The sequence below is a fragment of the Azohydromonas lata genome, from assembly GCF_034427735.1.
Taxonomy (GTDB): Bacteria; Pseudomonadota; Gammaproteobacteria; order Burkholderiales; family Burkholderiaceae_C; genus Azohydromonas; species Azohydromonas lata.
In genome coordinates, this window is sequence record NZ_JAXOJX010000025.1 from 23,374 (window position 1) to 43,055 (window position 19,682).

General features: G+C 72.0%; 19 protein-coding genes. 13 read left to right on the forward strand and 6 right to left on the reverse strand.

Going from position 1 to position 19,682, the window contains the following annotated elements; all coding sequences use genetic code 11:
* Positions 1-51: 51 nt before the first annotated feature.
* The 8 genes from SM757_RS15795 (at position 52) to SM757_RS15830 (ending at position 8,814) form a co-directional block, all read left to right on the forward strand.
* Complete coding sequence (locus tag SM757_RS15795; protein WP_322466220.1) at positions 52-1,278, forward strand: acyl-CoA dehydrogenase family protein; 1,227 nt, start codon at positions 52-54, stop codon at positions 1,276-1,278.
* Positions 1,279-1,317: 39 nt separating this feature from the next.
* On the forward strand, positions 1,318-1,908 hold the full coding sequence (locus SM757_RS15800; RefSeq protein WP_322466221.1) for a cysteine dioxygenase family protein: 591 nt from the start codon (positions 1,318-1,320) through the stop codon (positions 1,906-1,908).
* Positions 1,908-3,521: a rhodanese-like domain-containing protein gene (locus SM757_RS15805; RefSeq protein ID WP_322466222.1), complete on the forward strand. Its 1,614-nt coding sequence runs from the start codon at positions 1,908-1,910 to the stop codon at positions 3,519-3,521. Before SM757_RS15800 ends, SM757_RS15805 begins: the two co-directional genes overlap by 1 nt.
* 134 nt (positions 3,522-3,655) lie before the next feature.
* On the forward strand, positions 3,656-4,591 hold the full coding sequence (locus tag SM757_RS15810; RefSeq protein WP_322466223.1) for a LysR family transcriptional regulator: 936 nt from the start codon (positions 3,656-3,658) through the stop codon (positions 4,589-4,591).
* A gap of 125 nt (positions 4,592-4,716) precedes the next feature.
* Complete coding sequence (locus SM757_RS15815; RefSeq protein WP_322466224.1) at positions 4,717-5,742, forward strand: ABC transporter substrate-binding protein; 1,026 nt, start codon at positions 4,717-4,719, stop codon at positions 5,740-5,742.
* Positions 5,743-5,752: 10 nt separating this feature from the next.
* Positions 5,753-6,799 (forward strand): ABC transporter permease, encoded by a 1,047-nt coding sequence (locus tag SM757_RS15820; protein WP_322466225.1) that lies wholly within the window; start codon positions 5,753-5,755, stop codon positions 6,797-6,799.
* Entirely contained in the window at positions 6,793-7,587 is a 795-nt protein-coding gene (locus tag SM757_RS15825; protein WP_322466226.1) for an ABC transporter ATP-binding protein, read from the forward strand. The genes SM757_RS15820 and SM757_RS15825 overlap by 7 nt, the downstream gene beginning before the upstream one ends.
* Positions 7,588-7,626: 39 nt before the next feature.
* Positions 7,627-8,814, forward strand: a complete 1,188-nt coding sequence (locus SM757_RS15830) for a cytochrome c (RefSeq protein WP_322466227.1) — start codon at positions 7,627-7,629, stop codon at positions 8,812-8,814.
* A 33-nt stretch (positions 8,815-8,847) separates the two neighbouring features.
* On the opposite strand, the gene SM757_RS15835 is transcribed toward SM757_RS15830, so the two are convergent.
* Entirely contained in the window at positions 8,848-9,897 is a 1,050-nt protein-coding gene (locus SM757_RS15835; protein ID WP_322466228.1) for an ABC transporter substrate-binding protein, read from the reverse strand.
* 5 nt (positions 9,898-9,902) lie between these two features.
* Positions 9,903-10,685 carry a class II aldolase/adducin family protein gene (locus SM757_RS15840; RefSeq protein ID WP_322466229.1) on the reverse strand — a complete coding sequence of 261 codons (783 nt, stop codon included), beginning with the start codon at positions 10,683-10,685 and terminating at the stop codon, positions 9,903-9,905.
* Positions 10,686-11,232: 547 nt separating this feature from the next.
* On the opposite strand from SM757_RS15840, the gene SM757_RS15845 reads away from it, so the two are divergent.
* From SM757_RS15845 to msuE, 3 genes are all read left to right on the forward strand, one after another.
* A complete protein-coding gene (locus SM757_RS15845; protein WP_322466230.1) occupies positions 11,233-11,892 on the forward strand; it encodes an NAD(P)-dependent oxidoreductase in 660 nt (219 codons plus the stop codon).
* A complete protein-coding gene (locus tag SM757_RS15850) occupies positions 11,892-12,737 on the forward strand; it encodes a class I SAM-dependent methyltransferase (RefSeq protein WP_322466231.1) in 846 nt (281 codons plus the stop codon). Before SM757_RS15845 ends, SM757_RS15850 begins: the two co-directional genes overlap by 1 nt.
* 184 nt (positions 12,738-12,921) lie before the next feature.
* Complete coding sequence (gene msuE / locus SM757_RS15855) at positions 12,922-13,491, forward strand: FMN reductase (protein WP_322466232.1); 570 nt, start codon at positions 12,922-12,924, stop codon at positions 13,489-13,491.
* Between the two features lie 32 nt (positions 13,492-13,523).
* On the opposite strand, the gene SM757_RS15860 is transcribed toward msuE, so the two are convergent.
* From SM757_RS15860 to SM757_RS15875, 4 genes are read right to left on the reverse strand one after another with little or no spacing between them, the layout of a single operon-like run.
* Positions 13,524-13,670, reverse strand: coding sequence for a hypothetical protein (locus SM757_RS15860; protein WP_322466233.1), 147 nt, complete (start codon positions 13,668-13,670; stop codon positions 13,524-13,526).
* 5 nt (positions 13,671-13,675) lie between these two features.
* Entirely contained in the window at positions 13,676-14,626 is a 951-nt protein-coding gene (locus SM757_RS15865) for an aliphatic sulfonate ABC transporter substrate-binding protein (protein ID WP_322466234.1), read from the reverse strand.
* A gap of 28 nt (positions 14,627-14,654) precedes the next feature.
* Complete coding sequence (locus SM757_RS15870; protein ID WP_322466235.1) at positions 14,655-17,066, reverse strand: CehA/McbA family metallohydrolase domain-containing protein; 2,412 nt, start codon at positions 17,064-17,066, stop codon at positions 14,655-14,657.
* A 14-nt stretch (positions 17,067-17,080) separates the two neighbouring features.
* Positions 17,081-18,070, reverse strand: a complete 990-nt coding sequence (locus SM757_RS15875; RefSeq protein ID WP_322466236.1) for a Bug family tripartite tricarboxylate transporter substrate binding protein — start codon at positions 18,068-18,070, stop codon at positions 17,081-17,083.
* A gap of 264 nt (positions 18,071-18,334) precedes the next feature.
* Between SM757_RS15875 and SM757_RS15880 the strand changes: the two genes are divergently transcribed.
* Positions 18,335-18,988 (forward strand): nitroreductase family protein, encoded by a 654-nt coding sequence (locus tag SM757_RS15880; protein ID WP_322466237.1) that lies wholly within the window; start codon positions 18,335-18,337, stop codon positions 18,986-18,988.
* Between the two features lie 180 nt (positions 18,989-19,168).
* Positions 19,169-19,636, forward strand: a complete 468-nt coding sequence (locus SM757_RS15885; RefSeq protein WP_322466238.1) for a rhodanese-like domain-containing protein — start codon at positions 19,169-19,171, stop codon at positions 19,634-19,636.
* The last annotated feature ends 46 nt before the right edge of the window (positions 19,637-19,682 follow it).

A 19,682-nucleotide genomic window follows, 5' to 3' on the forward strand; every position in this document is an offset into this window, starting at 1 on the left:
GCGGCGCGCTCCTACGCTGCGTCCCCAGATCAGTACTGCATGGATGGCTGCATGAGCCTTGACCTCTCGCCCATGGCGCCGCCGAGCGCCCCGCCTGCCGGCCGGCAGGCCTTTGCCCGCGCCCCGGCGGCCGGCCTGGACGCCGCGCTGCTGGGCGACATCACCCGCGCCCTGGCCGCCACCGCGGCGGACCTCGACGCCCGCGGCGCCTTTCCGCACGCCAACTTCGAGCTGCTGCGCCGCCACGGCCTGCTTGGGCTGACGGTGCCGCGCGAGTTCGGTGGCGCCGGCGCGAGCCTGGCCGAGGCGCGCGAGCTGGTCGCGGCCGTGGCGCGCGGCGAGCCCGCCACGGCGCTGGTGCTGGTGATGCAGCTGCTGCTCACGCGGCTGCTGGGCCAGCCGGACTGCCGCTGGCCCGCCAGCGTGCGCGAGAAGGTGCTGCGCAGCGCGGTGCGCGACGGGGCGCTGGGCAACCACCTGCGCGTGGAGCCGGAGCTGGGCACGCCGGCCCGCGGCGGGCTGCCGGGCACCGTGGCACGGCGCACCGCCGAAGGCTGGCTGATCTCCGGCCACAAGCTCTACACCACGGGCATAGACGGGCTGCGCTGGCTGGTGGTGTGGGGCCGCACCGACGAGGCCCAGCCGCGCACCGGTCCCTTCCTCGTGCCGGCCGACGCTCCAGGGCTGCAGGTGCGCCGCAGCTGGGACCACCTGGGCATGCGCGCCACGGCCAGCGACGAGGTGCTGCTGCAGGACGTGCCCATCCCGCTGGACCACGCCGCGGACCTGCGCCCGCCGTCCGACTGGCTGGCCCGCCCCGACCCCGAGCAGCAGGCCTGGATGGCGGTGCTGCTGGCCACGCTCTACGACGCCGTGGCGCGCAACGCGCGCGACTGGCTGCTGGACTTCCTGCGCGAGCGCGCCCCGGCCAGCTTGGGCGCGCCGCTGGCCACGCTGCCCCGCGCTCAGGAGGCGGTGGGCGAGATCGAGCTGCTGCTGCTGTCCAGCCGGTCGCAGCTGGAGGCGGCCGCCGCGGCCGCCGACGCCGGCCGGCCCTGGGGCGCGGCCGACAGCGGGCTGCTCAAGGTGGCCGTCACGCGCAACGCCATCGCCGTGGTGGAACTGGCGCTGCGCCAATCCGGCAACCACGGGCTGGACCGCGCCAACCCGCTGCAGCGCTACCACCGCGACGTGCTGTGCGGCCGCGTGCACACGCCGCAGGACGACAGCGCACTGGTGGCCGCGGGCCGCGCGGCGCTGCAGCCGGCCAGGGGCTGAGCCCGGGCCGCACGAATTCACACCCCACAGGAGAGCATCTTGAGCACTGCCCCCTTGCGCGACTTCGTGGCCGCGCTCACGCGGGAGTTCGAGCACGAGACCGACGAGCCCTCTCGCCTGGCCGCCGTGCGCCCCCACCTGGCCCGCCTGGTGGCGCGCGACGACTGGCTGCCGGACGAGCTCGCGCAGCCCCATCCGCAGCACTACCGCCAGTACCTGCTGCACGCCGACCCGCTGGAGCGCTTCTCGGTGGTGAGCTTCGTCTGGGGGCCGGGCCAGCGCACGCCGGTGCACGACCACACGGTGTGGGGCCTCATCGGCATGCTGCGCGGCGAGGAGCTGGCGCAGGACTTCGCGCAGGACGCCGCGGGCCGCCTGGTGGCGCGGAGAGGACCGAAGCGGCTGCGCCCGGGCGACGTGGAGGCCGTTTCGCCCACGTTGGGCGACGTGCACCAAGTCAGCAACGCCTTCAGCGACCGCACCTCCATTTCCATCCACGTCTATGGCGCCAACATAGGCGCAGTGCAGCGCCACGTGTGGACCGAGGACGGCAAGGTAAAACCCTTCGTGTCCGGCTATTCCAACCCCTGGGTCCCCAACCTCTGGGACCGCTCCAAGGAGACCTCCTGATGCCCGCTTCCCCCGCCCTGCCGCGCCTGACGGTGGCAGACGTGCGCGCCGCGCTGCTGCAGCGGCGCGAGATCGCGCTCATCGACGTGCGCGAGGAAGACCCCTTCGCGCAGGCGCATCCGCTGTTCGCGGCGCAGATCTCGGCCGGCCGCATCGAGCTGGAAGCGCCCTGGCGGTTGCCGCGGCGCAACGTGGACATCGCCGTCTATGACGACGGCGAGGGCCTGGCCGAGCCCGCCGCGCGGCGGCTGCAGGCGCTGGGCTACACGCGCGTGCACCTGCTCGAAGGCGGCTTGCAGGGCTGGCGCGACGCCGGCGGCGAGCTGTTCCGCGACGTGAACGTGCCCAGCAAGGCCTTCGGCGAGCTGGTAGAGCACGAGCGCGGCACGCCGTCGCTGCCCGCTGAAGCCGTCAAGGCGCTGCTGGATGCCCAGGCCGACGTGGTGGTGCTGGACGCGCGGCGCTTCGACGAGTACCAGACCATGAGCATCCCGGGCGGCATCAGCGTGCCCGGGGCCGAGCTGGCGCTGCGCGTGCGCGACCTGGCGCCCAACCCCGCCACGCGCGTCATCGTCAACTGCGCCGGGCGCACGCGCAGCCTCGTAGGCGCGCAAAGCCTCATCAATGCCGGCATTCCCAACCCCGTGGCCGCGCTGCGCAACGGCACCATAGGCTGGACGCTGGCCGGCTTCGAGCTGGACCACGGCGCACAGCGCCGCTTCGGCCCGAGCGGCGAGGCCCAGCGCCGCGCCGCGCAGGCCGCGGCCCAGTCGCTGGCCGACCGCGCCGGCGCGCTGCGCCTGACGGCCGCCGGCCTGGCGGACTGGGAGCAGGACGCCGGCCGCACGCTCTACCGCTGGGACGTGCGCACCCCCGAGGAATACGCCGCCGGCCACCTGAGCGGCTTCGGCAGCGCGCCGGGTGGGCAACTGGTGCAGGAAACCGACGTCTTTGCGGCCGTGCGCGGCGCGCGCATCGTGCTGGTGGACGGCGGCGCGGCCGCCGACGGCGTGCGCGCGGCCATGACGGCGCACTGGCTGGCGCAACTGGGTTGGGAGGTCGGCTGGCTGGTGGACGCCGACCCGGCCCAATTCACCGAGACCGGTGCGTGGAAGGCGCCCCATGCGCCCTTCCCCGACGTGCCCTCGGTGACCGTGACGGAGCTCCAGGGCCTGCTGGCCTCGCCCGGCACGCTGCTGCTGGACCTCACCAGCAGCGCCAACCACGTCAAGGGGCACATCCCGGGCGCGTGGTGGGCGCTGCGCTCGCAGCTGCCCAGGGTGCTGCAGCAACAGCCGGGGCCGGACCGCATCGTCCTGACCTGCGGCAGCAGCGCGCTGGCGCGCTTCGCCGCGGCGGACCTGGCCCGCGTGAGCGACGTGCCGGTGGCGGTGCTCGAAGGCGGCAACGCCGCCTGGGCGGCGCAGGGCTTGCCGCTGGAGGCGGGCGCACAGCGCCTGGCCAGCGAGCGCATGGACCGCTACCGCCGCCCCTACGAGGGCACGGACGCGCCGCGCGAGGCCATGCAGGCCTACCTGGACTGGGAGTTCGGCCTGGTGGCGCAGCTCGAGCGCGACGGCACCCACGGCTTCAAGGTGTTGGGCGCGGCGTGACCGAGCGGGACCAGCCGCCGCGCGGCGCTCGCCTGGAGACGGTCAATCCGGCCGATGCCTTGGCGGCGGCCGGGGCGGGAGCGTGGCGGGCAGGCGATACAGTGCCTGCAAGTTCCCGCCTGCAGACCGCCTCGATGAAAACAGAAGACCTGCGCGCCTTCGATGCCGTGGTGCGCCACGGCTCGATCAGCATGGCCGCGCGCGAGCTGGGCCTGACCCAGCCGGCCACCACGCGCCGCATCCAGAGCCTGGAGGAGGCGTTGGGCGTGCAGTTGCTGGACCGCAGCATCAAGCCGCCCAAGCCCTCGACGCTGGGCCTGCGCGTGCACGCGCAGACGCGCGCCGCCCTGCGCGAGATCGACGCGCTGCGCCATCTCGTGGCCACCGACGCCGTGCCGCAGGGACGGCTGCGCATGGGCCTGACACACTCCATGGGCTCGCTGGGCCTGGTGGAGCTGCTGCTGGACGTGAAGGCGTCTTTCCCGGACCTGCAGTTGCAGCTCTGCACCGACTGGAGCGCCCGGCTGGTGGACGCCGTGCTGCACGGCCGGCTGGACGCCGCCGCGGTGTTCATGCCGGGCTCCAAGGTCTGGGCCGACGGCCTGGCCGCGCAGCGCCTGGCGTCCACCGAAGTGCTGGTCGTGGCGGCCAAGGGCCGCTTCACGCGGACGAGCGTGCGGCTGCGCGACGTGTTCGAGGCAGGCTGGGTGCTCAACCCCGATGGCTGCGGCTTTCGCGCCGCGCTGCAGCGCGCCCTGTCCGAGCAGGGCCTGCCCTTCCAGCTCAACCTGGAGACGCACGGCAGCGAGCTGCAGCTCAGCCTGGTGGCCGCCGGGTTGGGCCTGGGCCTGGTGGCGCGCCCGGCGCTGCAGTCCAGCCGCCTGGCCGAGTCGCTGGACGTGCTGAGCGTGCGCGATTTCAGCCTGGCGCTGGACGTGTGGATGGTCAGCCCAAGCGCCCAGGGCAACCTGCAGCGCGCCATCGAGCATTTCGGCGCGGCGCTGGTGCGCGGCATGAGCCCGGCCGGCACGGAACCGGCTGCGCGCGCAACCAGGCGCGCAAAACGCTGAACGGCAAGGCGGCGCCCGCCGCCGCGGATCATGCGCAACGCATATGAATCCGTTCAAACATTATTTGCGGAATCAGGGTCCACCCGGTGCAATGGCGTTGTTCAACGCAACGCCATGGAGGACCGATGAAACCGCCCGCAGCCGACACCCCCCCGCTGACTCCCCTGACCCGCCGCCAGTTGTTGGGCGGCGCCGGTGCCGCCGCGCTGGTGACGGCCGGCGCCGGGCTGGGCGCGCACCGCGTCGCCGCGGCGCAAAGCAAGCCGCTGACGCTGGCCTGGAATGCCAATGCCATCTGCCTGGCCCCCGTGCCGGTGGCGGACCAGCTGGGCTTTTTCAAGAAGCACGGCGTGAAGGTGGAGCTGACCAACTTCAGCGGCTCCACCGACGCGCTGCTGGAGTCCATTGCCAACGGCAAGGCCGACGCCGGCGTGGGCATGGTGCACCGCTGGCTCAAGGCGCTGGAACAGGGCTTCGACGTCAAGATCACCGGCGCCTCGCACGGCGGCTGCACGCGCATGGCGGGCTTGCGCTCGGCCGGCGTCACGGACCTTCAAAAGCTCAAGGGCAAGACCATAGGCGTGAGCGACCTGGCCAGCCCGGGCAAGAATTTCTTTGCCATCCTGCTGACCCGGCACGGCATTGACCCGAACAAGGACGTCGAGTGGCGCCAGTACCCGGCCGACCTGTTGGGCCTGGCGGTGGAAAAGGGAGAGATCCAGGCCATCGCCGACGGCGACCCCAACCTCTACCTCATCCAGAAGCGCAACAAGGACCTGGTGGAGCTGGCAACCAACCTCTTCGGCGACTACGCCGACAAGACCTGCTGCGTGCTGGGTGTGCGCGGCTCGCTGGTGCGCGGCGACAAGGCCACGGCTGCGGCGCTCACGCGCGCCATCGTCGAGGCCAGCGACTGGGTGGCCAACAACCCCAACGAAAGCGCGCGCATCTTCACCAAGTTCTCGCCCGTGCCGGAAGCCGATCTGCGCGCCGTGCTGGGCACGCTCACGCACAACCACCACCCGTCGGGTATCGCGCTGCGCCAGCAGATCGAGTTCTATGCCCGGGACTTCAAGACCATTGGCGTGTTCAAGCCGGGCACCGATCCGGCGAAGTTCGCCAACCACGTCGTGGCCGACGTGCTGGCCTGAGGGAAGTGCGATGAGCAGTGTGTGGCCTGATGTTTCGCGCGCGCCGGGCAGCGCGCCTTTGGGAGCGGCGAGGCGGTCCGTGCCGGTGTGGTGGACCGGGGCGCTGGCCGCGCTGGCCTGGGCCGCCTTTGGCTTCTTGACCTGGCGGCTGCCCAACGTGGAGCTGGGTTTCACGGAGTGGGCCTACACGGCCGAGCTTGGCGTGGCGGCGCTGCTGGGCGCAGCCCTGCTGCTGCTCGTGGCAGCCACGCTGCCGGCCCTGGCGCCCGCGCACCGCGCCCCGGCGCGGGCGCTGGCTGCCCTGCGCCGGGTGGGTCCCTGGCTGGTGGCGCTGCCGCTGCTGCTGGCGCTGTGGGAGCTGGCCACGGCCAAGCTGGCCTGGTTGCCGGCACCCTTCTTCGCGCCGCCGCAGTCGCTCATCGAGGTCTATGCCGGCGACTGGCGGCGGCTGGCCGAATGCGCCGCGCACTCGCTGGCGCTGCTGGGCTCCGGCGTGGCCGTGGGGGCGGTGGCGGGTTTTCTCACCGGCGTGACCATCGGCTGGTCGCGTGGCGCGGGCTACTGGATCCACCCACTGCTGCGCTTCCTGGGGCCCATTCCCTCCACGGCGCTGCTGCCCATGGCGTTCTTCCTGGCGCCGTCGAGCTGGTCGGCCGCGGCCTTCCTCATCGCGCTGGCCACGGGTTTTCCCGTGACGGTGCTGACCTGGTCCGGCGTGGCCGGCGTCAACCGGCAGTACTACGACGTGGCGCGCACGCTGGGGGCGAGCGAGTGGTTCCTCATCTGGCGCGTGGCCGTGCCCGCGGCGCTGCCGCAGGTGTTCGTGGGCCTGTTCATGGGTTTGGGGGCCAGCTTTTCCGTGCTGGTGGCTGCCGAGATGATGGGCGTGAAGGCCGGCCTGGGCTGGTACCTCACGTGGGCGCAGGGCTGGGCCGCCTACACCAACATGTTCGCCGCGCTGTTCGTGATGGCGGCACTGTGCTCCGGGCTGATCACGGCACTCTTTGCCGTGCGCGACAGGGCCCTGGCCTGGCAGAAGGGGACGCTGAAATGGTGATGGCCACGCGGGAAGCACCCACGGTCACCGCGGGCGCGCACATCGCCGTGCGCGGCGTGAGCCACGCCTTCGAACGCCCGCAGCAAGGTCCCTTGCCGGTGCTGCAGGACGTGAGCATCGACATCCGCCCCGGGGAGTTCGTGGCGTTGCTGGGCCCAAGCGGCTGCGGCAAGAGCACGCTGCTGCGCCTGGTGGCCGGGCTGGAGCCGGCTGGCGCCGGCAGCATCAGCCACGACGGCCACCCGGTGCGCCGCCCCGAGCCCTCGCGCGTGGTCGTGTTCCAGGACCCGACGCTCTACCCCTGGCGCACGGTGTGGGACAACGTGGCATTGGGCCTGCAGGCGCGCGGCGAGCTGGCGGCCAAGCGTGCGCGCGTGGACGAGGCGCTGGCGCTGGTGGGCCTGAGCGAGTTCGCGCGGGCCTATCCCCATGAGCTCTCCGGCGGCATGGCGCAGCGCGCGGCGCTGGCGCGGGCGCTGGTCAACGACCCGGCGCTGCTCATCCTGGACGAGCCGCTGGGCAAGCTGGACTCGCTCACGCGGCTGGCCATGCAGGCCGAGCTGGTGGCGCTGTGGCAGCGCGCGGGCCTGAGTGTGCTGATGGTCACGCACGACGTGGAGGAGGCGCTGTTCATGGCGCAGCGCGTGCTGGTGATGGGCCCGCGCCCGGCGCGCGTGCTGGCCGAGCTGCACGTAGACCGTCCCTACCCGCGCCACCGCGGCGACGAGGCCCTGGCCCAACTGCGGCACGAGGCCTTGCGCCACCTCGGCCTGGACCAAAGCTGGTAAGCAGCCCGGGGCGCCCGCCCCGGAACACGGAGCACACCCATGGAAGAGGGTTGGTGGCGCGGCCCGGGGCTGGACGCCCTGATTGCCGCCGTCTCGGCGCTGGAGCGGGGTTCATGGGCCCTGCTGCATGCGCTGGGACTGGCGCCGCTGGTGCATGGCCAGCCGGCCTGGCCGTTTGGCGCGCGCGTGTCGGTGGCGATGCTGACGCTGGACCCCAGCCACGCGCGTCGCGTCGGCATGGTGATGCTGCTGTTGGCCGCCGCCGTGCTGGCCGGGCTGTTGGCGGCGCTGCTGCGCTGGCCCTTGCGCTCGCGTAAGGCGTCCGCCGTGGCGCTGGGCCTGGGCGCGGCGCTGCTGGCCGGCGCGGCCTGGACGTGGCCGGCGCCGGAGCTGCTGTGGGCGCCGGCCGTTCCCACCAGTTTCCACCGCCTGCCGGACGCCGTGGCGGGCGAGGCCGCGCTGCATGGTGGGCGGCTGTACGCGCAGCACTGCGCGGCCTGCCACGGCGCCAACGGCGATGGCGACGGGCCGCAGGCGGAGGGTGGGCCGCGCTGGCCGCCCACGCTCAACCGCGGCCTGTTGTGGCGGCGCAGCGATGGCGAGTTGTTCTGGCACCTGCGCCACGGCATGGCGGACGGCCAGGGGCAGCCCACCATGCCCGCGCTGCCGCACGAGCTGCCGGACGACGCGGCCTGGGCCCTGCTCGCATGGCTGCAGCTTCATGCCGCCGGGCAACAGCTCGCACGCGCCGGCGAGTGGCAATTGCCGCTGGCCGCCCCGGCGCTGGATGTGCGCTGCGACGGCGCGGCACCGCGCGAACTGCAAGCGCTGCGCGGGCAACGCCTGCGCATCGTGGCCCTGCGGCCGGACCAGCCGGCGCTGCGCGAAGACCCGCGCTTCCAGACGGTCACGCTGTCCCCGGCACCGCGCGCCCAGGCTGAGGGCTGCGAGGCCGTGTCGGAGGCCGCCTGGCAGGCCTACGCGCTGGTGGCCGGCGTGGCCCCCGACGCACTGGCGGGCACGGAATTCCTGGTCGACCGCGACGGCTGGCTGCGCGCTCGCCGCAAGGCCGATGACGCCCCCTGGAGCGATGCCATGCTGGTGTGCCGCGGCAGCGGCGCTGCCAGCGGCGCGATGGCCGACGCAGGCGCCGACGGCCTGGAGCGGCTGTTGGCCCGCATGGACGCCGAGCCGGTACGGCCCGTGCGTGGCGGGCGACTGCATTGACGCGAGAGGGCGCCCAGGCCGCGCCCTCTCGCGTCAGCCCGCCCGTGCCGCCGCAGCCGCCGTGCCGCCAGCCAGCACCTTGTCAAAGGTCCGGTCCCACAGCGTGGCCATGGGCGCGGGGCCGTCGAGCACGCCCAACTGCTGGAAGGTGTCCGCCACCTGCTGGTGGCCGGCGATGACCTTGGCGTCCACCGGGCGCAGGTCGTAGTCGGTGCTGCGGTTGTTCCACAGCTCCACCAGGTCGCCCACGGGCACGCGCGTTTCGGCCGACTGCGCGCGCGCATAGGCCAGGTAGTTGGCGTTGGCCCAGTGGTAGGCCTGGCGCAGGCGCAGCAGGTAGTCGGCGATGGCGGCCTGGCGGGCCGGGTCGGCAATGGCCTTGGGGTTGGCGTAGATGGGGAAGTTGCCCGACAGGTAGCCGTTGCCGGTCTTGAGCACGCGGGCGCCGTACTTGAGGCGGGCGATCTGGCCGTTGTAGCCGTAGATGGCCCAGGCATCGAGGTCGCCGCGGTCGAAAGCGGACAGGCCGTCCGAGGGCGTGAGGTTGAGCGCCGTGATGTCCGAGAAGGAAAGGCCTGCCTCCGCCAGTTGCCGCGCCAGGAAGTAATGCGCCGTGGTGGCGCGCACGTAGCCCACGCGGCGGCCCTTGAGGTCGGCGAGGGAGCGTATGGGCGCGTCCTTGCGCGCCAGCGTGACCTGGTTGTTCAGGTCCTCGCGCACCACGGCGATCAGGCGCAGGTTGGACGCCTTCTGGCGCGCCGCGAACAGCGGCGGAATCTCGCTGCCCGACCCCAGGTCCAGCGCGTCGGCATTGAGCGCCTCCACGTGCAGCACGCCGTTGTTGAGCTCGTGCCACTCGATGCGGTAGGGCGTGCCGGCCACGCCGGCTGCCGTCACCAGCGCCCGCCACAGGCCCTTGTAGGTGCCCACGCGCAGCGTCACGCCGGCCAGGGCCGAAGAGGCCGGCGGGGTGACTGCCCGCGCGGGCAGCGCCCCCGCCAGCGTGCCGGCCAGGCCGCCCAGCACCAGTTGCCTGCGGCGCAGGGTTTGACCGTCGAAGCGCATCGTCTTGTTCCTTGTCATGGCATTCACGCGTCGAAGCCCGGGCTGTCGCGCTGGACCTTGCGCTCCATCGCCTGCCAGATGAGCGCATCGCGCTGCGCCCGCTCCTGCGCGCTGCGCACGAAGCCGCCTGCGGCCTGGCGCCGCACCTCCTCCTGCGCGGTGGGCGGCGCGATGAGCACGCCCTCGCGCCCGCCCGCCAGCGTGCGCACCTGGGCCGAGCAGGCCTTTTCCAATTGGTAAATGCGCGACCAGGCCTGGGCCGCGGTGCCGCCCAGCGCCAGCGTGCCGTGATTGCGCAGCAGCAGGAGGTTGCGCCGGCCCAGGTCGGCCACCAGGCGCTCGCGCTCGTCCAGGTTCAAGGCCACGCCCTCGTAGTCGTGGTAGGCCAGGTCCGGCAGCACGGCCAGGGCGCGCTGGTTGAGCGGCAACAGCCCCTCGCGGTGGGCGGAAGCGGCCATGCCGTCGTCGGTGTGGAAATGGGCGATGAAGTGGGCGTCCTCGCGCGCCTCGTGGAGGGCGGAGTGGATGACGTAGCCCGCCTGATTGATGCCCCAGCGGCCGTCGATGATGTTGCCCTCCAGGTCCACCTTCACCAGGCTGGAGGCGGTGACCTCCTCGAACCACAGGCCGAAGGGGTTGAGCAGGAAGTGCCTGTCCGGCCCCGGCACGCGGGCCGAGATGTGGGTGTAGAGGAAATCGTCCCAGCCGTGCAGTGCCGCCAGGCGGTACAGCGCGGCCAGTTGCACGCGCACCTCCCATTCAGCGGCGCTCACGCGGTTTTTCAGCGATTGGACTTCGGCGTTCATGCAGCGATGCTCCCGGGGTGTGGAAAGTGTTGGGCAATGGATTCGATGGTGCCGGCCGCGATGGCCAGGCCCCATGGCGCACCACCTTAGGCACTCATGAACATGTACGTCAAACATGCTTTTCACGCATGAATATGCAGCGCCCCGGGTTGCGTGCGCCGTGGCGGGGCCTGTACGGTGCGGGCTTCCTGCACTTGCAATGGCCGGATTCACGATGAACGACACAAGCTTTGTCCCTGTCCTGTTGGTTGGAGGCATCACGGCATGAGTGCCCTGGTGGTCGCCAGCCAGTTCGGCAGCGAGTTCGACGAGCGGCTGCGCCTTGCCCGCCCCGGGCTGGAGCTGCTGACGCTGCCGCGCGAGCCGCACTGGCCGGTGCTGCGGCAGGCCTCGGTGCTGCTGGCCCTGCCCTTCCCGGCCGCGCTGCGGGCGCAGCCTGAGCCCGCGGGCTGGCCCTTTGGGCTGCGCTGGACGCAACTGGTCTCCATAGGCATAGACGCCTATCCGCCGTGGTTCCTGCGCCGGCCGCTGGTGAGCACGGCGCGGCGTGTCGTCGCAGACCATTGCCGAGTACGCCCTGGCCTGCGTGCTGCAGCACGCGCTGCGGCTGCAGGAGCGCCGCGTGCGCGACCCGTCGCAATGGGCCTTGTCGCCGGCGCCGGGGCTGGTGGGCCGCACGCTGGGCCTCTACGGCTTTGGCGGCATCGGCCAAGCCCTGGCGCACAAGGCGCTGGCGCTGGGCATGCGGGTGCTGGCCCTGCGCCGCAGCGACGCGCCGCTGGAGGTGCCGGGCGTGGCGCGCACGGCCAGCCTGGCCGACCTGCTGGCGGCCAGCGACCACCTGGTGCTGGCCGCCCCGGGCACGGCGGCCACGCGGCACGTGATCGACGCCGAAAGCCTGGCGCACGCGCGCCCGGGGCTGCACCTGGTGAACGTGGCGCGTGGCAGCCTGGTGGACCAGGAGGCGCTGCGCGCGGCGCTGGACGACGGGCGCGTGGGCTTCGCCTCGCTGGACGTGGCCGAACCCGAGCCGCTGCCCGCGGGGCATTGGCTTTATCAACACCCGCGCGTGCAGCTCACGCCGCACACTTGCGCCATAGGACCGCAGGTGCAGGACGCGCTGCTGGACAAGGTGCTGCAAGGCCTGGACGCCCTGCAGCGCGGCGAGGCGCCAAGCGACCTGGTGAACCTGCAAAGGGGGTACTGATGCAACGACGAACACTGCTGGGCCTGGTGGCACTGCCCACGCTGGGCGCCTGCGCGGGGCGCCCGCCACGCGACCCGGATGCAGCGCCGGCCGACGCGCAGGGCGCCCGCCTGGCCGCCGTCATCGCCGGGCCGCAACGCAGCGCGGCCAATCGCGCACGCGACGCGGCGCGCCATCCCTATGAAACCTTGCGCTTCTTCGGCGTGGCGCCCGGGCAGACCGTGATCGAGATTGCCCCGGGCGGCGGCTGGTACACCGAGATCCTGGCGCCCTACCTGCGCGGCAACGGGCGGCTGTACGCGGCGCACTACCCGGCGGACGCCGCGGACCCCGGCCGGCGCCAGTCGCGCGAGCGCTTTGCCGCCAAGCTGGCCGCCGAACCGGCGGTGTACGGCGAGGTGCGCCTGGGCACGCAGCCCGTGGACGCGCGCGGCTTCGTGGACATTGCGCCTGAGGGCGGCGCGGACCGCGTGCTGACCTTCCGCAACGTGCACAACTGGCTGCAGGACGGCCACCTCGACGCCTCGCTGCGCGCCTTTCACGCCGTGCTCAAGCCCGGCGGCGTGTTGGGCGTCGAGGAGCACCGCGCGCCGCCGGGCACACCGCTGGAGCGCATGATGGCCACCGGCTACGTGACCGAGGCCCTCGTCGTCGAACGCGCACAGGCCGCCGGTTTCAAGTGGGCGGGGCGCAGCGAGGTCAACGCCAACCCCCGCGACAGCCACGACCACCCCGACGGCGTGTGGTCGCTGCCGCCCACGCTGCGCGGCGGCGCGGTGGACCGCGATCGCTTCCTCGCCATAGGCGAGTCCGACCGCATGACGCTCAAGTTCGTCAGGCCCTGAAGGCGGGTGCGAGCGCTGGTTGCGCGGGCATCCGGCGCATCGCGCGCTGCACCGGCAAGGGCGGCCGCACCAACCCTGTCATTAACGATGAGCATTGTTACTGGCATCGATCATGCTCAGGACGCATGCCGTTCTGCACAATGCTTCGTTCCGGTCCGGGTCGGTGGCGGGTACGGTTGAGGCCATGAATACCCGTCAAGTCACCCTCGTCATCGGCAACGTCAGCGAACGCTCGCGCACCAAGGCGCTGGCGCAGGCCATTGCCGACGCACTGGCCCAGCGCCTGCCCATTCAGTTGCGCGTGCTGGAAATCCATCAGCTCGCGCCCTCCATTGGCGTGGGCACGCTCACGCAGGAGCTGCCTCCCGCGGGCCGCGCGGCCGTGCAGGCCATAGAGAACGCCGACCTCGTGATCGCCGTGACGCCGGTCTACAAGGGCTCCTACAGCGGGCTGTTCAAGCACCTGTTCGACCTGGTGCATCCCGAGGCGCTGGTGGACCGCCCGGTGCTGCTGGCCGCCAACGGCGGCAGCCCGCGCCACGCGCTGGTGGTGGACCACCAGTTGCGCCCGCTGTTCGCCTTCTTCCGCGCCTTGACGGTTCCCTCGGCCGTGTACGCTTGCGAGAGCGACTTCGACGGCTACGCCGTCGGCAGCGATGCGCTGCAGCAGCGCATCGCCGAGGCGGTGGACCAGGCCGCGCGGCTGCTGCTGTCGCGGCGCGAAGCGGCCGTGCCGCTGCGCGAGGCCGCCTGAACGTCTGGCGCCTGCACGGGCGCCGAGTCGGTTCAGTCCTCGTCTGGTGGATCGCGGCGGCGGGTACGGTCGGCCTCGCCGCCCCAGGCGCCGCCATCCCACGGCCCACGCAGCAGCAGGAAGGCGATGAGCAGCGCGAGCCCTCCAATGATCCAGAACATCGGGTCGGAGCGGTCCATGGCGTTCACACCGGAGGCCGCCACACGCCCAGGTCGGCCAGGTGCACCTTGCGCGGCAGCACGCTTTCGGCGGTGAAGGCGTCGGCGATGCGCTGCAAGTCGGCCAGACCGTCGGCGTCCACGGGCTGCACCTGGTAGCTGCGCCGGGCGTTGGCCGCGGCCACCGTGGCGGCGTCCAGGCCGATCACCGGCGCGTGCCACTGCGCCGCGGCGTCCGGATTGCGCTTGATCCACACCCCCGCTCGCAGCAGCTCGGTGTAGACCACGGCCAGCACATCGCCGCGGCGCTGCGCGAAGGCGCTGCTGGCCAGGTAGAAGCGGCGGTAGTCGGACAGGCCCACGCTCTCGCTGAGTACGTGTGCGCCGGCCTGGCACTGCACCGCGGCCAGGAACGGGTCCCAGATGGACCAGGCCGCGATGTCGCCCTGCTCGAAAGCGGCACGCGCGTCCGCCGGGTTGAGGAAGGCCGGCTCGATGTCGCGCATGGACAGCCCCGCGCGCTTGAGCGCGGCCAGCACCAGGTAATGCGCGCCCGCGCCCTTGGCAAAGCCCACCTTGCGGCCCTTGAGCTGCGCGACGCGGGTGATGCCCGCATCGGCACGCACCACCAGCGCCTGTGCCTGTGGCGAGGGCGACTCGGCGGCCCAGCAGCTCAGCCGCGCGCCGGCGGCCAGCGCGAACGGCGGCACCGCGTCGGCCACGTCGGAGCTGACGTCCACGGCGCCGACGTTGAGCGCCTCCAGCAGCGGCAGCCCCGAGGTGAACTCATGCCAGCTCACGCCCACGTCCAGCGGGCCCAGCGCCGCCTCCAGCGTGCCGCGGCTCTTGAGCCAGATCATCAACGTGGACGACTTCTGGTACCCGATGCGCAGCCGCTCGGGCGCGGCGCTCACGCGGGCAGGCCAGACGGCGGGCAGTGCCAGCGCGCTGGCGAGGACATGGCGGCGATGGGGCATGGTCTGAAGAGGGCGGCGAGCCTGGTTTTTAAGACTTGAAATTGATGAACTGCGCCGACGACCAGGCCTTGCTGTCGTCGCGCTGGCGGCCGTGGAAATACACCGGGCGGAAGCCAAAACCGGCGTTGCGCGGCTCCACCACCACTTCACCCGCGATATCGCGCGGCAAGGGCGCGTCGGTCAGCCGCTCCAGCGCCAGGAACAATTCCGTTCCGCCCAGCGGCCATTCCAGCCGCCCGGCCTCCAACAATTGCGCGCCGGTGATTTCCCAATCGAAGTCCGGGCGGTGCACGAAAGGGTTGCGCTGCAGCGGGTCGCCCACCTTCACGTAGCCGTCGATGGTGCCTTGCACGCGCAGGCGCAGCGAGGCCAGGTCGCTGACCTCCAGCTCGATGCTGTCGGCGTCGCCATAGGTGTCGCTGCGAAACGCAATCTCGGCGGGGCCCGTTCGCCAGCTCGACTCCTCGGCGTGCTCGAAGCCCAGGCTGCGAAAGCCCTGGATGGTGGCGCCCAGCACCTGCAACCGCCCCTGCCACGCTGCCCAGCGGTAGCGGTCGCGGATGCGCGCGCCGCCCCAGCGCAGCCGGATGCGCCGCGCGGAGTAACCGAGCTCGCGGTGCAGGTCGCGCTCCCAGAGCACGCCGTCGTGGTCGTGCGCGGCGAGGTATTCCCAACCCGCCTGGCCGAGGAAGCGGTATTGCAGGGTTGCGGGGCCCTCGTGCTCGAAGGCATCGCCCTGCCGGTGCGCGCCGCAACGCACCAGCACCGCGGCATGCTCGCCCGTGGTGGCCCAGGTGTGGCGCGCGCGCAGCGCGCGGGCGACGCTGCGCGCGTCCAGCGCATCGGCCAGCACGCCGGTGAGGCCGCCGTGCACGCCAAAGACCTGCACGCCCGGTGCGCCCGCGCCGGGGCGGCCGCGGTGCTCGTCGCTGTTGGCCGCCACGCCGAGCTGGTAGCCGCGGCGGATCACGTCCTGGTAGAGCCAGCCGAAGTGTCCCCAGGTGGAGGCGATCTCCACCAGCCGCTCCAGCTTGGGGTGGTGCCAGTCCGGGATGTAGCGGCGTCCGCCCACGTGCGGCATCACGAGGTGGTTGTCGGCGTCGTCCACGTAGGCGCCCCACAGCTCCTCCACCGGCCAGCGACCGACGGTGACGGCTTGGCCCCTCATGTCCTCGTTCCACTGGAAGGTGCGGTTGTGCTCGCCGCGGGCGTTGTACGGGAAGGCCGGGGGCGCGTCGCCCAGGAACACCACGTTGTGGTCGCCGCCCGCCGTGGAGCTGCCGCACCATTCCTGCACGGGGTAGACCACGAAACGGCCCAGCTCGTGGAACTGCCTGACGGCCTCCACGCCCTCGGTCCAGTGGCGGTCCGTGATCTGGAAGTCGTTGGCGGTGTAGCCGAACACGTCTATGCCGCCGACGTCTCGCGCATAGGCGGCGTTGTAGGCCGGGCTGTTGGTGCCCACGGTGTCGTGCGCGTGCACGTGCAGGTCGGCGTAGAAGGGGCGCGCCACGGGAAAATCCGGCGCCACGGCGAGGTGGAATTCCGCCGCAGGCAGTGCCGGCAGCCCGGGCAGGTCCGCCACCAGCCGCCAGGCGCCGGCGGGCAGTTGCCAGGCGGGCAGCGCAACGCTGCTCCAGCCCGCTTCAGGCAGCGCCAATAGAGCCTCGTGCGCCGGCTGGTGCGCGTCGTCGGCATAGGCACGCAGCCGCAGGCTGCCCGGCAGCGACTGCACGATGTTGCCCCAGCGGTCCAGCGCGGACAGGCGACCCGACAGCGCCGCGTCAGACCGCAGGAAGCGGGGCGCGTTGAGAAACAGCCGCGCCGCTGGACCGTGCGCGACCTGGATGACCACGTCGTCCACCGCCGCGAAGCGCGAGGTGCCCAGCGGGTCGACGTACAGCCGCAGGCGAAACGCGTCTTCCACGAAGGTCTGCACCCGCGTGCCCGGGCCGCCGCCACGGCGGTCTCCCAGGCGGATGAGGATGTGGTCGCCGGCATTGAGGTAGCCGTCCACCACGTCCACGATCACGGCCTTCTGGAACGGCCGCTCGTGGCCTTTCTGGTCGAAGCGTATGGACAGCGACTGCACCGTGCCCGGGCTCTGGCCGGGCAGCAGCGGCCCGGCCTGGTACTCGGCGCTGATGTAGTTGGCGGCGGTCGGGTCGCTGGTCTGGAACAGCGCCCAATCCGAGTAGAAGCGAAAGGCCAGCTTGATCCAGGCGCCGTCGGCGATGCCGCTGGCGCCGACCTCGTAGTCCAGCACAATTTCCTGCCAACTGCCCGCCTCGACGCGGCTGACGCTGCAGTCCACGCGGCCCAGAAAGGGGCGCTGCTTGTCGCGCAGGTACAGCCCGGCGGGCGCGGTGTGGGGCCCCAGCCGCTCGCGCAGCGCGGCGTGGCGCTGCTGCAGCTCCAGCGGCGTCGTCTCGGTGGTCATGGTCTTGTTCTCCTTCATTCGTGCTTGAGCCCCACGGTGCGCACCAGCGCGGCAAAGCGGTCCGCCTCCTGCCGCACCAGCCCCTGGAACTTGTCGGCCGGGTAGCCCGTGGCGCGTATGCCCTGGGCGGCCAGCTCCGTCTGCGCCTGCGGTTGCAACAACAACTGGTGCGTCTGGGCGGCGATGGCGGCCACCGTCGCGGCCGGCGTGCCGGCCGGCGCGAACAGGCCGAACCAGGTGCCGGCACGAAAGCCCTTGTAGGTCTCGGCCACCGTGGGCAGCTCCGGCAGCAGCGGATGGCGCTGCTCGCCGCCGCTGGCCAGCGCCACCAGGCGGCCGCTGCGGATGTGCGGCAGCGCCGGGCCCACGGCGATGAACATCAGCTCCACTTGGCCGGCCACCACGTCGGACAGGCCCAGCGGACCGCCGCGGTAGGGAATGTGCGTGACGTGTATGCCCGCGGCCTGCTTGAGCGTTTCCATCGCGAACTGCTGCGGGCTGCCATTGCCCGCCGAGGCGTAGTTGATGCGCCCGGGCTCGCGCCGCGCCGCGGCGATGAAGTCGGACAGCCGTTGCCAGCCGGTGCGGGGATGGGCCACCAGCACGAAGTCGGTTTCGCCAAGGGACACCACCGGCACCAGGTCGCGCCTGGGGTTGTAGGGCAGCGGCGCCTGCAGGCTGGGCAGGATGGTGATGGGACCATCGGCGCCCAGCAGCAGCGTGTGGCCGTCGGCCGCGGACTTGGCCACGGCGTCGGCCGCCACGATGCCGCCGGCGCCGGCCTTGTTCTCCACCGTCACCGGCTGCTGCCAGGCCTCGGCCAGCCGCGTGGCCACGAAACGCGCCGCCACGTCCGCCGCGCTGCCGGGCGTGTTGGGCACCAGCACACGCACCGCGGCGTGGGGGAAGGTGCCGCTGCCGGCGGTGTCGGCCTGCGCCGCCAAGGGCAGCAGCAAGGCCATCAGCGCAGCGGCCCAGCGGCGCCCGAGCAATCGGAGGTGCATGTCGAAAGTCCCTTTTGAGAAATTGCCCGGCAGTGTGAAAAGGGCCGCGGGCACGGACAACGAAGCTTTGGGACCTTGCTTACACGGAAGGCTCATATGCACGCCCGCCGGCGGCACGCTGCCTCGCTCAGGGCATGTCCTTATCCGGATTCCTGATTTGTCACGCCTGCCGGCCCGCGGCTACGGTGGCATCGATGCGGCAGTCAACCAGATACCAGGCATGCCACGCATCCGAAGGGCTGCCTGTCAACACCAAGACCCATCATGAGCCTGCAACGAAAGCCGGAATTTCCCGTGGATCCGATGTTCACCTGCCGCTGGTCGCCACGTGCGTTTGACGGCGAGCCCATGGACCGCACCACGCTCATGCGCCTGTTCGAGGCGGCGCGCTGGTCGCCCTCAGGCTTCAATGCCCAGCCCTGGCGTTTCATTTACGGCAGACGCGACACGCCGGCATGGGCTCCATTGCATGACGCACTCAACGAGTACAACCGCAGTTGGGCCCATCGCGCCGCGGTGCTGGTGGCGGTGCTGTCGAAGACACGGTGGGTGCCCCCTGGCAAGACCCAGTGGCAACCCCTGGCGTCGCACTCCTTCGATGCGGGCGCGGCGTGGGCCAGCCTCGCCTTCCAGGCCACGCTGCTGGGCTGGCATGCACATGCCATGGGCGGGTTCGACCATGAGCAGTTGCGCCAGGCGCTCAAGATTCCTGAGGACTTCGCCATCGAAGCCGTGTTGGCCATCGGTTGGCGTACCGACAAGAGCGTGCTTCCCGAGAGCCTTCAGGACCGCGAGGTGATGACGCAGCGCCTGCCGCTGGACGCCATCGTGGCGGAGGGCCGTTTTTCGTTCGAAGGCACCGGCGTGCAGCCGCTGCCGGCCGCTCCGGAACCGGTGCTCGACAAGGCGTGGCCGTGAGCGTCGTTTCACGGCAGCGCTTCCTCGCTTTTCGCGCATCCAACTTTGCAATGCTTCGTTCGTCCGTTCAGGGGGACTGCCTAGGCTCACGACCTGTGTCCATAACCACCGCGCCGCAAAGGGCATGACGCCCGCGAGCCGCTTCAGTGACCGACCTCATTGCCGCCAGGAACCACCACCATGTCCGCCGTTCTCCTCGACGTTTTCTTGCATCCCGTTCTTGAGCAGGCGCTCGACGCCGCGCGGCGCGCCCATCTGGCCTATGCCGGTGGCGTGCCGCCGCGCGCGGCCTGGGCGCTGGTGCAGGCCGGCAACGCCACGCTGGTGGACGTGAGGACGGCCGAGGAGCGCAAGTTCGTCGGCATGGTGCCGGGCAGCGTGCACGTGCCCTGGGCCACGGGAACGTCGCTCACGCGCAACCCGCGCTTTGCCCGCGAGCTGGAAGCCAAGGTGCCGCGCCACCAGCCGCTGCTGCTGCTGTGCCGCAGCGGCAAGCGCTCGGTGCTGGCCGCGGAAGCGGCGGCCAAGGCCGGCTTTGCCTTGGCCTTCAACGTGCTCGAAGGCTTCGAGGGCGAGCTCGATGCCGTGCAGCAGCGCGGCCGCAGCGACGGCTGGCGCTTCCACGGCCTGCCCTGGGTGCAGGACTGAAGCGCTCACGCCGCCGCGCCCGCAAGAAAACAGCCTTCAGGGAAAA